Genomic DNA, 13,657 nt, shown 5'->3' on the forward strand with positions numbered 1-13,657 from the left:
GAGCCTGCTCGCGACAGCGGTCTGTCAGTCACCAATGTGTAGCTGACACACCCTCATCGCGAGCAGGCTCACTCCTACAAGAGGCCCATATCTCTCTGAACCTATCGCCTTTTCCTACAGACAAAAGTACATCGGCTGATTGCCTCGCCAAGCTGAACGCGACCTGTCAGGCAAAAGCCCGAAACACTCTCTCGCTAGCCAGTAACACTTCAGCTGTGCAACATGGCGCGCGTGTCTCCACAAAACGGGAATACCCTTTATGAAACGTTTTCTTAGCATCGCCATGGCGTTGTGCATCGGCCTGACGATGAGCCTCGACGCCAACGCCAAGCGCTTTGGTGGTGGCAAAAGCGCCGGCGCTGCGCCGACGCACCAGACCAGCCAGATGGCTCCTTCTTCTCCTGGCGTGGGCGGCGCAGCAGCGACCGCTGGCGCTGCCGGTGCTGCTGGCGCCGCGGCCAAGGCCGGCGGTGCTTCGCGCTGGCTCGGCCCACTGGCGGGTATTGCCGCCGGTGGCCTGCTCGCATCGATGTTCATGGGCGACGGCTTCCAGGGCATGCAGATCTTCGACATCCTGATCATGGCCCTGATCGCGTTCGTGATCTTCCGCTTCATCGCCGCCCGTCGTCGCAAGCAGCAGGAGCAATTCGCTCCGGCCGGCGCGCCGATGCAGCGTGAAGTGTTCGAGCAGAAGCCTGCCGCCATGGGTTCGATCTTCGGTGGTTCGGCTGCTCCGGTTGCCGCCCGTCCAGTGATCAATGCACCGGCCTGGTTCAACGAACAGCGCTTCCTTGAAGCTGCGCGCAGCCACTTCCAGTCGCTGCAGCAGCACTGGGACGCCAACGAAATGGACAAGATCGCCGAGTTCGTGACCCCGCAAATGCTTGAGTTCCTCAAGCGTGAGCGTGCGGATCTGGGCGACGGCTTCCAGTCGACCTACATCGACAACCTGCAGGTGCAACTGGACGGCGTCGACGATCGTGCCGACAAGACCATCGCCACCCTGACCTTCACCGGCGTGTCGAAAACCTCGCGTTTCGACCAGGGCGAAGTGTTCAGCGAAAGCTGGAACATGGAACGTCCGCAGGGCGACAACCAGCCTTGGCTGGTCGCCGGTATCCGCCAGAACGGCTGATCCCTGCTGCGCTTCACTTGCGGTAACAGAACCCCGGCCTCGGCCGGGGTTTTTCATTTCACGGTTGCATCTATAGCGAGCTACTGTATAAACCGGCCCATATAAACCGCGCCATTCAAGCAAGAGGATCCCGGACGTGGAAGAAATCATCGAACAACTGCGCGAAGCCAACGAACCCGTGCCGGTTCCATTGGAATTGCCTGACGAAGACCAATTGGTGGAGATCGAAGAAGAACTCTTCATCAACATTCCGTTCGTCTTCAAAGAGTTTTTGCTGACCGTCAGCGACGTGGTCTATGGCAGCCTCGAGCCGGTAACCGTCACCGACCCGCAATCGCACACTTACCTGCCGGACGTTGCCGCCAATGCCTGGGACGCCGGCGTGCCGCGCGACCTGATTCCGATCTGCCAGGACGGCGACAATTACTACTGCGTTGAAGAAGACGGCACCGTGGTGCTGTGGTCCGGCGAAGAAGAGCTGATCACCGAAGAATCATGGGAATCGGTGTGGCACTGGGCGCGGGACGTCTGGCTGGAAAGCTGAGCCGCCAGACGCCCCTGAGGGTCAATGCCCCGACGACTCCTTGTGGTTGTCGAGGGTTTCCAGCAGCGCCACCTGCATGCGCGTATGCACGCGGATGAACCAGCGCCACAGCAGCGCCGCTACGGCGGCCGCCACGACGGCGATCAGCACCAGCAGCTTGTTGGTCGGCAGGATACTGGCCGACAAGGCTGCCAACAGCAGGAAAATCACCAGCAGCGAGAGAATCGGGATCACTTCGGCGATCACCCGGCGCACTCGCTGTGTGTGACGACCGGCCATCTCCGGCTTGACGCCCATCTCCGCCAGCAGCATCGACAGCGCCTTGAGCTTGCGATAAGCCGCGATCAGAAATGGTAGCGAGACCAGCAACGCCCCGCCCCAGATCAGTGCCTTCTGCCAGCTCGGATCGCTGATCCAGTCCTGCAGCCACAACGACATGCGCTCGGCGAAGTATGCGCCGGCAAAGAAGATCGCAATCACCAGTGCCAGATTGACCCCGACCTGCAACAGGATCCGCCGGATCATCGACGCCAGCAGCGCGCCCTCCCCTTGCGGCTGAATACTGCGCAACCATTCACCATACATGCCGAGCACCCGCCCGAGCCGCTTGGGCACGGCCGCCGAGAGTTTGATCGACAGCGGGTCCGCCGCGCGGATCAGATACGGCGTCAGCAGTGTGGTGATCACCGAAACGGCTACAGCGACCGGGTAGAGGAAGTTGCTGGTCACCTGCAAGGTCATGCCCAGCGCGGCGATGATGAAGGAAAATTCGCCAATCTGTGACAGCCCCATGCCGACCCGTAGCGAGGTTCGTCCGTCGTTGCCAGCAATAAACGCACCGAGGCCGCAGGACAACATCTTGCCGAGCACCACGGCCACCGTAATGACCGCAATCGGCCAGGCGTATTCGATGAGAATCTGCGGGTCGAGCATCAGCCCGATCGCGACAAAAAAGATCGCACTGAACAAGTCGCGAACCGGCTCGACGAGTCGTTCGATCTTCAACAATTGCCGAGACTCGGCCATGATCGCGCCGATCAGGAAAGCGCCGAGCACCATGCTGTATTCGAGCTTGACCACCAGCAGGCAGAAGCCGAAACACAGGCCGAGCACGGTGATCAGCAGCATCTCGTTGCTTTCGAACTTCGCCACATAAGCCAGCAAACGCGGCACCAACAGGATGCCGATGACCAGCGCGACGATCATGAACAGCGACAGCTTGCCGACCGTGGAAAACACTTCCCCCGAACTCACGGTGCCACTGACGGCGATGCTCGACAGCAGCGCGATGATGCCGATGCCAAGGATGTCCTCGACAATCAGCACGCCGAAGATCAACTGCGCAAAGCGCTCGTTTTTCATCTTCAGGTCATTCAACGCTTTGACAATGATGGTGGTTGAGGAAATCGCCAGAATCGCTCCGAGGAACAACGAATCCATAGTGCTCCAGTCGAACCAGCGGCCGATCTCGTAGCCGATCCAGATCATCAGGATGATCTCGAGGAACGCGGCAATGAACGCCGTCGCCCCGACCTTGAACAACTTGCGCAGGCTGAACTCCAGGCCGAGGCAGAACATCAGGAAAATCACCCCGAGTTCGGCCAGGGTCTTGATGGTTTCTTCGTCGTGGATCAGGCCGAACGGCGGTGTGTGCGGGCCGATGATAAAGCCGGCAACGATGTAGCCGAGTACCACAGGCTGCTTGAAACGGTGGAACAGCACGGTCACCACGCCTGCGACCAGCATGATCACTGCCAGGTCCTGAATAAAACTGATGGCATGCATGGCGTGGGCTCCTTGATGACGAGGCGCGCGGACAGACGTCAGAACGTTCTGCGCGAGCAGGGTAAAAATCCGCTTTTTGATGTAGGAATTGCCCGTGGGCAGGGCTTTTGCAGGTTAACACCGCGACTTCGCTCTGGAAGCCGGTGCAATATATGGAAACAGATCGATAGCGGCGTGACGGCAGCGTGTCGCCCGGCGTCCCGATAACGGTGCTTTTCGAAAAGCCACCAAGCGCCCGCAGAGGCGCTTCCAGCCATCAGCCTTGACCCGTGAGAACGTTATGGAACCCGGAAACGCCCAGCTGTCGATGACGGTACTGATGACCCCCGACATGGCCAACTTCTCTGGCAATGTCCACGGCGGCACCCTGCTCAAATACCTCGACGAAGTGGCCTACGCTTGCGCCAGCCGTTATGCCGGGCGCTACGTGGTAACGCTTTCGGTGGATCAGGTGATTTTCCGCGAGCCGATTCATGTCGGCGAACTGGTGACGTTCCTGGCCTCGGTCAACTACACCGGCAACACGTCGATGGAAGTCGGTATCAAAGTCGTCACCGAAAACATTCGCGAACGCTCGGTGCGCCACACCAACAGCTGCTTCTTCACCATGGTCGCGGTGGATGATCAGCGCAAGCCGGCCGCCGTGCCGCCGCTGCAACCGCAGAACAGCGAAGACAAACGCCGCTTCATACAGGCGCAGCAGCGCCGGCAGATTCGTCAGGAGCTGGAGAAGCGTTATCAGGAGATCAAGGGCGACGCCTGATCAGCCTTGATTGATGTTGCCTGACAAATGGCTTTCGCGAGCAGGCTCGCTCCCACATTTGGAATGCATTCTTCCTGTGGGAGCGAGCCTGCTCGCGAATAAAGACGACCCGGTCTCAGAGACTGATCGCTGTAGCCTCGAATTTCACCCGCGGATGCGCAATGCGATCCTGCGCCCGCACCAGTTGCAGCTCATAACTGGCGCACGCCTGGGTTTCCAGCAAGACCTCATGCACCGCCGCTGCGGTGAATTCGAACGCTGCCAGCAGGCTGTCGCCCAGCAGCACCCGTGCCAGGAACAGACCAGAGGTCAGATCGCCGACGCCCACTGGCTGACGCGGAAACGCCAGCAACGGACGGCGCAGATGCCAGCTGCCCTCGGCGGTCACCAGCAGCATTTCAAAACCATCCGCCGGCTTGCCCGGGTAATCCAGATGCTTGACCAGCACCGCTTTCGGCCCCCGCCCCAGCAGCGCACGGGCCATCGCCAGGCAATCGAACAACGACTGCGGCTTGCGCCCGGAAAAGCTGTCCAGCTCCAACTGGTTCGGACACATGATGTCCGCCACAGCAGCAGCCTCATCGAGCAGAAAGTCGCTGACTTCCGTCGGCACACTGCAGCCCTTCTCCGGATGGCCCATCACCGGATCACACAGGTACAGCATCTTTGGATTGACCGCTTTGATCCGCGCCACGCCGCTGAGAATTGCCCGACCCTGCGCGGCGCTGCCGAGGTAGCCGGAGAGCACCGCGTCGCAGTTGCCCAGCTCGCCAATCGCGGCGATGCCTTCGATCAGCTCGGGAATCTGCTGCGGCGCCAGCACTTCACCAGCCCACTGACCATACTGGGTGTGGTTGGAGAACTGCACGGTATTGAGCGGCCAGACGTTGACCCCGACGCGCTGCATCGGAAAAACCGCAGCGCTGTTGCCGGCGTGGCCAAACACCACGTGGGACTGGATGGCGAGCAGATGAGGCGTACGTTTCATTCGGGTCATTCCGTAAAACGATTGAAATTCAAGCCGCGCAGTATGCGACGAAACACAGCCTGTACGACAGACCGGCGAGACAGTTAAGCTGACGCCATCATTTGGAGTTCGATGTAGATGCTGACCCTGGAAAACATCTTCGTGCTGATGCTGTTCGCCGCTGCCGGTGCCTGGCTATGGCACAACCACGGCCTGCGCGAGCGCGCGCTGGAGCGGGTCAAGCAGCATTGCACCAATGTCGGCGTCGAGCTGCTGGACGGTAACGTCGCGCTGAAAAAAATCGGTTTGATCAAGGATGCCAACGGTCGCCGACGACTGGCGCGGGTCTACAACTTCGAGTTCACCGTGACCGGCGAAAGCCGCCATAACGGCACCGTCACCCAGTTCGGCGCGCACAGTGCGCAGATTGAACTGGCGCCCTACCCGGCGCCGTTCGACGACACGCCGCCGGTGCTCGAAGTGCACAAGCCTCGCGCCGAAGTCATCGAGTTGAGCCAGTGGCGCCAGGAACATACCAAGTGGAAGCCTTGAGCTGACTCACTGAATCCGGCATTCCGCCAAACCGGCTTGCAGCTGTTCGATGTTCTGCGGTTCGGCGAAGATCAGCTCGATTCTTGAGTCTTTTCGCCATTCGCTGGCTTGCCAACTCAGCTCGGCATGCTCCAGCGCATTGCCCGAAACCCAGCCATCCGTGCTGTGGATAACCAGTTTCGCCCGCTTCCAGTCCAGCGCGCTCAGCCAATAGGCGATGCGTGCTTGATCAAATACCTGCCGCGGATGCCAGCGCCAACCGATGCTCCACCCACCCTCCTGCGCCTGACTCAGGCAAATCGGTTCGGCCGGATCTCCCCAGACCGCTGGCAGCTGTGCCAATCCAGTGGGCAGCGGCAGGTTACCTGCGCCTTCGTTTGCTTTTGCTTTCAGCCCCGGCAGCTCGCTCAGAGATAGCTGGGCTTGCTGCGTCCAGATCAGCCTGACGGGCGGCAACTGGCTGGCGATTTTCTCTCGAACCGCTTCATCGAGATCTTCCGCCTTGTTCAACAACAGCAAACCCGCGCTGGCCAACGCTTGCTGCTGGGCGTCCGGCAAGGCTCTACCCGCGTGCAATGCCTGAGCGTCCAGAACCAGCACACAGGGCTGAACCGCCAGCACGCCCAGCCACGGCGCCTCGTTCAATTGCTTGAGCAACTGCGCCGGATGGCCCAGCCCGGATGGCTCGATAAACAGTCGATCTGGCCTGGCCTTGCGCAGCAGGCGGCCGAGGCCGATCTGGAATGGCGCGCCATTGACGCAACACAGGCAGCCCCCGGCCACCTCACCCAGTGCGATACCATCGTCGTCGCGAGTCAGCAACGCGGCGTCCAGACCGATCTGGCCGAACTCGTTGATCAGCACCGCCCACCGTTCGTCCGCAGGCCGTTGCGCCAGCAACAGGCGAATCAGGCTGGTCTTGCCGGCGCCCAACGGGCCGGCGATGACGTGGGTCGGAATGTTCTGCAACATGGCGGGTACTTTCTGCGGACAGTTATTGAGGAGATCGAAGATGCGCTGGTCGGGATGGTCGTTGCTGTTGGCGCTGCTGTCGAGTGAAGCGTGGGCTCAGGCCTGCGTGGTGCACACACAGGGCGAACGGCTCGACGTCAAAGTCTGTCAGCAGAACCGGACGATTCCGCAGAAATTGTTCAATGATGGCTTCTGCCAACCGACGCTGGCCGGGCAGAAGGTCGAGGTGCGATACGTCGACCAGTGCCCCAGCGGCGCTTTCGGCGTGTGCAGCAACGCGCAAGTCGCCAATATGCCCTATCGCCAGGATATCCACTATTACGGCGTGGCCACTGATGCGGCGTATCTCAAGCCGTATTGCGAAGGCCAGAGCCAGGGCGCCTGGCGCAAGCCCTGAATTTCAGCCGAGCCAGTCGAGGGTCAGCAGCAGACGGCGCTCACCGGGCGCCGGTTGCGGCGAACGATGGATCAGGCCGAAGCCTTCATTGCCGTGCCATTTTTCGCCTTTGAGCAACGCGACGTCGCCGCTGTTGAGCTGGCGAATCGACGCTGCACCTTGCGGTTCGGCATTGGCCTGGCCAAGTTGCAGGCGATCCATCGCGCCCTCCTCAAGCCATTGGCTGCCAATGCCAGCGTAAGTAGTGATCAAGCGCACCGGCACGTGATCGACGTGGAAACGCGGACACATGGCCTTGTCCAGCACACGCAAACGCACGCCGATACGCCGCGCACCGAGCAGGCAGGCGAAGGCACTGATCAGCCATTTAAGATCGCTCATGAAACCTTCGAAACCTTGCAGATCACGCAGCCCTGCAGCCAGACCGGCGAGATCCGGTTCGGCATCTTCGTCGGGCAATTCCAGACACAGCGACTCGGCCAAGGGCTCGTTGAGTGACAGCACCAATTGCGCAAAATCGGCAATGTGCACGGGCAGCTGACGTTGCCAGACGGCGAGATTGGTCTGGTCTTCCAGGATTCGCGTCAACGTTTGCGGGGTCACGCCCTGGTGCTGATGACGGGTAAGCAGCGGCTGATCTTTGAGTGCGAGCATCAGGCGGCCTCTTCGTGCCAAGGACCGAATGGATCAGGCAGCAAGCGCCAGCCTTCTACACCCGTTGCCATTTCTTCGTCGGTCAGCAGACAGGCATCGAGTTCGGCGGACAGTTGTAGGAAATCTATGTTTTGACCGATGAAAACCAGCTCCTGCCGGCAGTCTCCTACGCTTTGGGTCCAATTTTCCATGATCGTCTGGACGCTTTCCTGATCCTCGGGCCATTGATTCTTTGGCACGAAACGCCACCAGCGACCGGCGAATCCATGCCGCATCAAGCCGCCGGCCTGCGACCAGCTACCGGCATCGGTGGGTTTGCTGGCGAGCCAGAAGAAGCCTTTGGAGCGCAGCAGCTTGCCGTTCAGCCAAGGCCGATCAATGAAGCTGAAAAAGCGTTGTGGGTGAAATGGCCGGCGGGCGCGGTACGCCGTGGAGGCGATGCCGTATTCCTGTGTTTCCGGGACGTGCTCACCGCGCAATTCCTGTAGCCATCCGGGCGCTTGTGCGGCCTGTTCGAAATCGAAACGACCGGTGTTGAGGATTTTCTCCAGTGAGATTTCGCCCATCACCATTGGAATGATTTCAGCCTGGGTATTCAGGCGCTTGAGGATGGCGGTGAGTTCTTCACGCTCGTGCTGGCTGATCAGGTCGATTTTGCTGATCAGCAAGACGTCGGCGAATTCGATCTGCTCGATCAGCAGATCGGTGATGGATCGCTGGTCTTCTTCACCGAGCATTTCGTCGCGAGAGGCAAGGCTCTCGGCCGCCTGGTAATCCAGCAGGAAATTCACCCCGTCGACGACCGTGACCATGGTATCCAGGCGCGCGATGTCAGCGAGGCTTTGCCCCTGTTCATCAAGGAAGGTGAAGGTTTCAGCGACCGGAAGCGGTTCGGAAATGCCGGTGGATTCGATCAGAAGGTAATCGAAGCGATCTTCGCGGGCGAGTTTGCTGACTTCTTCCAGTAGATCTTCTCGCAACGTACAGCAAATACAGCCATTGCTCATTTCGATGAGCTTTTCCTCAGCGCGGTTCAGGCGGACATCGCGCTGGACTTCACTGCCATCGATGTTGATCTCGCTCATATCGTTGACGATCACCGCAACGCGCAAGCCGTCTCGGTTACGTAGTACGTAATTCAGAAGTGTACTTTTTCCGGCGCCGAGAAATCCTGAAAGTACGGTGACGGGCAATTTGGCTGACATTGGATAATCCTTGTTAAGGGCAGCCGATCTGTGCTTTAGATCGCTCTTGGCGTATTGCGCTTCATGTATGCGGGGCAACGAAGGCAATCGATTGATCGGCAACTCAGGCTGGTTCCTGGCTATGTTATAGTATAACAACTCAAGCTTGCCAGTCCGACCCAGGATTTCGCAAATTGCCGCACCACCGACCGTGAGAATTCCCAATGCACAACGGGTTGAAATACCTGCTCTTGAGCTTTGCTATGTCGCTGGCCGGCCAAGCCCAAGCGCAGATGCCGGCGCTCGCGCACTGCACACGCAGCGCTAATCTGCTGGCGTGCGTGGACGCCGACGGCAATGCCTATAGCGTCAATACGGTGGGCACCACGCTTTACCTGCGCGGATACGAGAAGGACGGCCATCGCTATTGGGCGCAGACCAACAGCCGTTTCGGCCAATTAACCTTTTTTACCGGAATCGCCTCCGATGGCGAGGCTTGGGTTGGCTATACCCGTCGTGTCGGCTGGACGACCATCAACCGCTTTTCCAGTTCAGGCGGTAGCAGCGCAAGGTTCACTTGTAGCCGAATGACGGGCTGCTAGTGAAAACCTTTTCATGAAAAAAGCATCGCCCAACGGATTGTTATAATGTAACGTTAAAAGAGGTCAATACGACGGTCTCAACCATGAATGCTCTTACTCTCCCGGATATCGCCGCACAATCTGCACGCCAGGCAATGCCTCTCGATTGGGTGGGAATGCGTGAGATCGCTCTGCCCGTTTTGCTTGAAGGCCAATGCCTCAGCGCCAGAGTCGACGCTGGCGTGAGTCTCGATGATAGTGAAGCGCGCGGGATTCACATGTCGCGCTTGTATTTGGCACTCGAAGCGCTCGAACAGCGGAGCCTTTCTCCCGCTTTATTGCATCAGGTACTCGAGTGTTTTTTGGCAAGCCACCGAGGCTTATCCGAGTGCGCATATCTGAATGTTCACACTGACTTGTTGCTGAAACGACCCGCGTTGGTCAGCCCCTTAGCCGGCTGGAAATCCTATCCGGCGTCCATTTCAGCGAGCCTGAAACAGCAAATGTTCCACGTGGAACTAAAAATTGAACTGCCCTATTCCTCGACGTGCCCATGCTCCGCAGCCTTGGCAAGACAGCTGATCCAACAGCAATTCATTGACGATTTCGCTAACAAGACTCTGCAACATGAAGATGTCCTGGCATGGCTCGGCTCAACCAAAGGGATCGTAGCGACACCGCACAGCCAACGCAGCTACGCACAACTGCACCTGCAACTCGACAACTTCATCGATGAGCTACCGCTGACCGCGATCATCAATGACGCTGAAGCAGCCCTCGGCACCGCCGTGCAGACCGCAGTAAAACGCCCCGACGAGCAAGCATTTGCACTCGCCAATGGGCAGAACCTGATGTTCTGCGAAGACGCCGCGCGCCGTCTCAACCTGGCACTGCAACGCACGCCCGGCATCAACCAATTCCACATTCGCGTGATCCACGCCGAAAGCCTGCATGCCCACGACGCTGTTGCAGAGAGCAGTTGGCAACGGGAGCAGCCATGATCCGCTGCCAATCGCTGGTCTGGGGCACGCCTGGCCAACCGCTGACGACGCCTCTCAGTCTTGAGTTCGAAAGCGCCAGCCTGACCGCCATCATCGGCGCCAACGGCTGCGGCAAAAGCAGCCTGCTGAAAGTCATCGCCGGTTTGCAAAAACCTTTGGCTGGCAAAGTTGACATGGCTGTTCCACGACAAAGCGGAATTTCCTTTCTGCCGCAACAGCAGCACCTTGATCGCCAATTTCCAATCAGCCTCGAAGAGCTCATCGCCGCAGGTTTCTGGGGCCGTCGGCTCTCGACACAACTGCGCACACAGCGACTGAAAAACGCATTGGAAGACTGGCACTTGAGTGGGCTCGAACAGCGCCCGTTGATGGCTCTGTCAGGCGGTGAGTTACAACGCGCCTTGCTCGCACGCCTGAGCCTCGCTAACGCCCCGGTGCTGTTGCTCGATGAACCGCACGCCGCACTCGACGAACTCGGCCAGCAACTGCTCTGGCAACACATCCACCACTGGCACGCCGAGGGCCGGACACTGGTCGTGGTCTGCCATGATCTGGCGGCTGTCCGCCAACACATTCCGAATACCCTGCTGATCAAAAACGGCCACTGCGTGTACGGAGCCAGTCGGGAAATGATCCAGCCGACAGCGCGCATGCAGGTGGCCTGATGCTCGCCACCCTCAGCCATTTCTGGCAACCCTTCGGCGACTTCGTGTTCATGCGCAGGGCCTTGCTTGGCGGCTTGGTGCTGGCGTGCAGCACGGCACCCTTGGGCGTGTTTCTGATTCTCAGACGGATGAGCTTGATCGGTGACGCTGTCGCCCACGGCATTCTCCCCGGTGCAGCGTTGGGATTCTGGTTCGCCGGTCTGAGCCTTCCCGCCCTCACCCTCGGTGGCCTGGGAGCCGGTCTGAGCATGGCCGGACTGGCGGCCTGGATCACCCGGCGTACGGGTTTGCGCGAGGACGCCAGCCTCGCCGCGATCTATCCGATCTCACTGGCCAGCGGCGTGCTGATTCTCGGCCTCGCCGGCAAACGCCTCGATCTTTTGCATCTGTTGTTCGGCTCGGCGCTAGCCGTGGATGGACCGACGCTGACCGGCATGCTTTGGGTCTCGGCGATCAGCCTCATGGCCATGGCCGCGATCTACAAACCCCTGCTGTTGGACACACTGGACCCGCTGTTCTTGCGCACGGTCAGTCGCCTCGGGCCACTGGCTCATGGCGTGTTCCTGACCCTGGTCGTGCTGAATCTGGTGATCGGCTTTCAGGCCATCGGCGCACTGATGGTAGTCGGGCTGATGATGCTTCCGGCTGCCGCGTCGAGATTCTGGAGTCGTCGTTTGCCGATACTGATTGCCGTCGCCGCCGTCATGGGCTGCGTGTCGGTGTGGCTCGGCTTGCTGCTGTCGTTCTATTACTCGCTGCCCAGCGGCCCGGCTATCGTGCTGGTTGCCGGGGCGGGCTATCTGCTGTCGGTGGTGTTGGGACCGGTTCACGGTTTGCTGCGCCGCCCGCCTTTGCTCACATCCCAATGAGGTGTTTCCCGATGCGCGCTCTACTCGTGCTGTTCAGCCTGATGCTGTCGATGTCCTTGTCGGCCGCCGAAAAACTGCCGGTGGTCACCAGCTTCAGCATCCTCGCCGACATGGTTCATCAGGTCGGCGGCGAGCACGTTCAGATCACCAACATGGTCGGCGCGGATGCCGATGCGCACACCTACGAGCCGACCCCGGATGACGCCAAGGCGTTGCTCAAAGCCAAAGTGATCATCAAGAATGGCCTCGGTTTCGAGCCTTGGCTGGATCGCCTGGTGACCAGCACCGACAGCAGGGCGACGGTGATCAGTGCCAGTCGCGGGGTGATTCCACGTTCGCTCGATGAAGACGGCGAAACCGTTCCGGATCCACACGCCTGGCACAATCTGGCGAACGCCGAGTTGTATATCGCCAACATCACCAAAGCGCTGATTGCCGCCGACCCGGCCAACAAGGCTGACTACGAGCGCAACAGCCAGACCTATCTCAAACAGATCTACACTCTGCTCGCCGAAGCCAAGAGCAAACTTGGCGCGCTGCCGCCGGGCAGTCGCAGGATTGTTACCAGCCACGACGCGTTCGGCTATCTAGGTCAGGCCTATGGCATCGACTTTATCGCGCCACAGGGTCTGTCCACCGAACGCGAGCCGTCCGCCGCCGAAGTGGCTGCGCTGATCACGCAGATTCGCCAGGCCAAGGTCAAAGCGGTATTCATGGAAAACATCAAGGACGCGCGCCTGCTCAAGCAGATCGCAGATGAAAGCGGTGCGCACATCGGCGGCACGCTGTACTCGGATGCACTGGCGGAGAGTGGACCGGCGAGCACCTTCACCGGTCTGTTCGAATACAACCTCAACACGCTGTACAAGGCGTTGAGCCAGCCATGAGCTGTGTGGTGTTCTGGCGATTCGCGAGCAGGCTCGCTCCCACAGTTGGAATGGATACCAGCCGGGGAGCGCGGCGAAGGATTTATGCGCGAGGTTTTACTGTACCGCAATCCTGACCCAGCCAGACCGCACGGGTTTCCAGACTGCCTTTCTGGTTGATGCCAATGGCGTTGAAGGTGCCATTGGCGACGGTGGTGAATTCGCGGTCACTGAGGAACGTCGCTACGCCGGTGCCTTGGGCTTTCGGGCAGCTGAAGCGGAATTTCCATTGGTTGCCGGTGCGCTCGGTGATCTGTTGTTTGCAGCCCGATTGCGGGTCGGCCAACGGAATGTCGTTGGTCGCCACTTGCTGCGGTGTCAGGCAGGCGCGGATGCCTTTGCCGCCGATATTGATGCCATTCTTCTCCAACGCCGCGCGCTGCTGCGGAGTGATCTGGCCTTGGATCTGGCCAAGAATCGATTGCACGTCCATGGCCTGATCATCGACCTTCAGATTGCTCGAAGACATTTCCCACAACCCCGGCTGCAGCATTTGTGCCTGTGCAACCACCGGCAAAGCCAAACCCATGCCCAGCGCCAAACCCAGCAGACGAACGTTCATCGAGAAACTCCTGATCAGTTGTGGCCGTTAGACGCCGGCCGGTTGCGTCGGTTCATGCACCGATTAAATAGAGACATTCGCCGCAGAACATGGTCTGTTA

Annotated in this window: 16 protein-coding genes; 10 read left to right on the forward strand and 6 right to left on the reverse strand. The window is 59.6% G+C overall.

What is annotated here, in order from left to right; translation table 11 throughout:
- Positions 1 to 259 precede the first annotated feature (259 nt).
- Complete coding sequence (locus ACZ0AZ_RS08680) at positions 260 to 1,135, forward strand: Tim44 domain-containing protein (protein WP_039757261.1); 876 nt, start codon at positions 260 to 262, stop codon at positions 1,133 to 1,135.
- A 136-nt stretch (positions 1,136 to 1,271) separates the two neighbouring features.
- Positions 1,272 to 1,679, forward strand: coding sequence for an SMI1/KNR4 family protein (locus tag ACZ0AZ_RS08685; protein WP_024164487.1), 408 nt, complete (start codon positions 1,272 to 1,274; stop codon positions 1,677 to 1,679).
- Between the two features lie 21 nt (positions 1,680 to 1,700).
- On the opposite strand, the gene ACZ0AZ_RS08690 is transcribed toward ACZ0AZ_RS08685, so the two are convergent.
- On the reverse strand, positions 1,701 to 3,464 hold the full coding sequence (locus ACZ0AZ_RS08690) for a cation:proton antiporter (protein WP_129997989.1): 1,764 nt from the start codon (positions 3,462 to 3,464) through the stop codon (positions 1,701 to 1,703).
- A 280-nt stretch (positions 3,465 to 3,744) separates the two neighbouring features.
- Between ACZ0AZ_RS08690 and ACZ0AZ_RS08695 the strand changes: the two genes are divergently transcribed.
- Positions 3,745 to 4,227, forward strand: a complete 483-nt coding sequence (locus tag ACZ0AZ_RS08695; protein WP_094469908.1) for an acyl-CoA thioesterase — start codon at positions 3,745 to 3,747, stop codon at positions 4,225 to 4,227.
- A 115-nt stretch (positions 4,228 to 4,342) separates the two neighbouring features.
- Here the strand turns inward: ACZ0AZ_RS08695 and pdxY are convergent, their stop codons facing one another.
- Positions 4,343 to 5,215, reverse strand: a complete 873-nt coding sequence (gene pdxY, locus ACZ0AZ_RS08700; protein ID WP_463537215.1) for a pyridoxal kinase PdxY — start codon at positions 5,213 to 5,215, stop codon at positions 4,343 to 4,345.
- 117 nt (positions 5,216 to 5,332) lie between these two features.
- On the opposite strand from pdxY, the gene ACZ0AZ_RS08705 reads away from it, so the two are divergent.
- Positions 5,333 to 5,746 carry a DUF3301 domain-containing protein gene (locus tag ACZ0AZ_RS08705; protein ID WP_039757257.1) on the forward strand — a complete coding sequence of 138 codons (414 nt, stop codon included), beginning with the start codon at positions 5,333 to 5,335 and terminating at the stop codon, positions 5,744 to 5,746.
- Between the two features lie 6 nt (positions 5,747 to 5,752).
- Here ACZ0AZ_RS08705 and ACZ0AZ_RS08710 read toward each other — a convergent pair whose 3' ends face one another.
- Complete coding sequence (locus tag ACZ0AZ_RS08710) at positions 5,753 to 6,718, reverse strand: CobW family GTP-binding protein (RefSeq protein WP_463537216.1); 966 nt, start codon at positions 6,716 to 6,718, stop codon at positions 5,753 to 5,755.
- 40 nt (positions 6,719 to 6,758) lie between these two features.
- Between ACZ0AZ_RS08710 and ACZ0AZ_RS08715 the strand changes: the two genes are divergently transcribed.
- The gene (locus tag ACZ0AZ_RS08715) at positions 6,759 to 7,115 is read left to right on the forward strand and encodes a hypothetical protein (RefSeq protein ID WP_039757255.1); all 357 of its coding nucleotides are present in this window, start codon (positions 6,759 to 6,761) and stop codon (positions 7,113 to 7,115) included.
- Positions 7,116 to 7,118: 3 nt separating this feature from the next.
- On the opposite strand, the gene ACZ0AZ_RS08720 is transcribed toward ACZ0AZ_RS08715, so the two are convergent.
- Together ACZ0AZ_RS08720 and zigA are read right to left on the reverse strand one after the other, a co-directional pair.
- The gene (locus ACZ0AZ_RS08720; RefSeq protein ID WP_039757254.1) at positions 7,119 to 7,769 is read right to left on the reverse strand and encodes a DUF1826 domain-containing protein; all 651 of its coding nucleotides are present in this window, start codon (positions 7,767 to 7,769) and stop codon (positions 7,119 to 7,121) included.
- Positions 7,769 to 8,974: a zinc metallochaperone GTPase ZigA gene (zigA, locus tag ACZ0AZ_RS08725; RefSeq protein ID WP_463538770.1), complete on the reverse strand. Its 1,206-nt coding sequence runs from the start codon at positions 8,972 to 8,974 to the stop codon at positions 7,769 to 7,771. The genes ACZ0AZ_RS08720 and zigA overlap by 1 nt, the downstream gene beginning before the upstream one ends.
- 203 nt (positions 8,975 to 9,177) lie before the next feature.
- On the opposite strand from zigA, the gene ACZ0AZ_RS08730 reads away from it, so the two are divergent.
- The 5 genes from ACZ0AZ_RS08730 (at position 9,178) to ACZ0AZ_RS08750 (ending at position 12,956) form a co-directional block, all read left to right on the forward strand.
- The gene (locus tag ACZ0AZ_RS08730; protein ID WP_310402893.1) at positions 9,178 to 9,555 is read left to right on the forward strand and encodes a glutamine synthetase; all 378 of its coding nucleotides are present in this window, start codon (positions 9,178 to 9,180) and stop codon (positions 9,553 to 9,555) included.
- A gap of 83 nt (positions 9,556 to 9,638) precedes the next feature.
- Complete coding sequence (folE2, locus tag ACZ0AZ_RS08735) at positions 9,639 to 10,535, forward strand: GTP cyclohydrolase FolE2 (protein ID WP_463537217.1); 897 nt, start codon at positions 9,639 to 9,641, stop codon at positions 10,533 to 10,535.
- Positions 10,532 to 11,200, forward strand: coding sequence for a metal ABC transporter ATP-binding protein (locus tag ACZ0AZ_RS08740; RefSeq protein ID WP_463537218.1), 669 nt, complete (start codon positions 10,532 to 10,534; stop codon positions 11,198 to 11,200). The genes folE2 and ACZ0AZ_RS08740 overlap by 4 nt, the downstream gene beginning before the upstream one ends.
- The gene (locus ACZ0AZ_RS08745) at positions 11,200 to 12,069 is read left to right on the forward strand and encodes a metal ABC transporter permease (RefSeq protein ID WP_310402887.1); all 870 of its coding nucleotides are present in this window, start codon (positions 11,200 to 11,202) and stop codon (positions 12,067 to 12,069) included. The genes ACZ0AZ_RS08740 and ACZ0AZ_RS08745 overlap by 1 nt, the downstream gene beginning before the upstream one ends.
- 11 nt (positions 12,070 to 12,080) lie before the next feature.
- Positions 12,081 to 12,956 carry a metal ABC transporter substrate-binding protein gene (locus ACZ0AZ_RS08750; RefSeq protein ID WP_463537219.1) on the forward strand — a complete coding sequence of 292 codons (876 nt, stop codon included), beginning with the start codon at positions 12,081 to 12,083 and terminating at the stop codon, positions 12,954 to 12,956.
- A gap of 82 nt (positions 12,957 to 13,038) precedes the next feature.
- Here the strand turns inward: ACZ0AZ_RS08750 and ACZ0AZ_RS08755 are convergent, their stop codons facing one another.
- The gene (locus ACZ0AZ_RS08755; RefSeq protein ID WP_129997997.1) at positions 13,039 to 13,557 is read right to left on the reverse strand and encodes a DUF3617 domain-containing protein; all 519 of its coding nucleotides are present in this window, start codon (positions 13,555 to 13,557) and stop codon (positions 13,039 to 13,041) included.
- Between the last annotated feature and the right edge of the window lie 100 nt (positions 13,558 to 13,657).

Source organism: Pseudomonas sp. AC239, assembly GCF_979258545.1.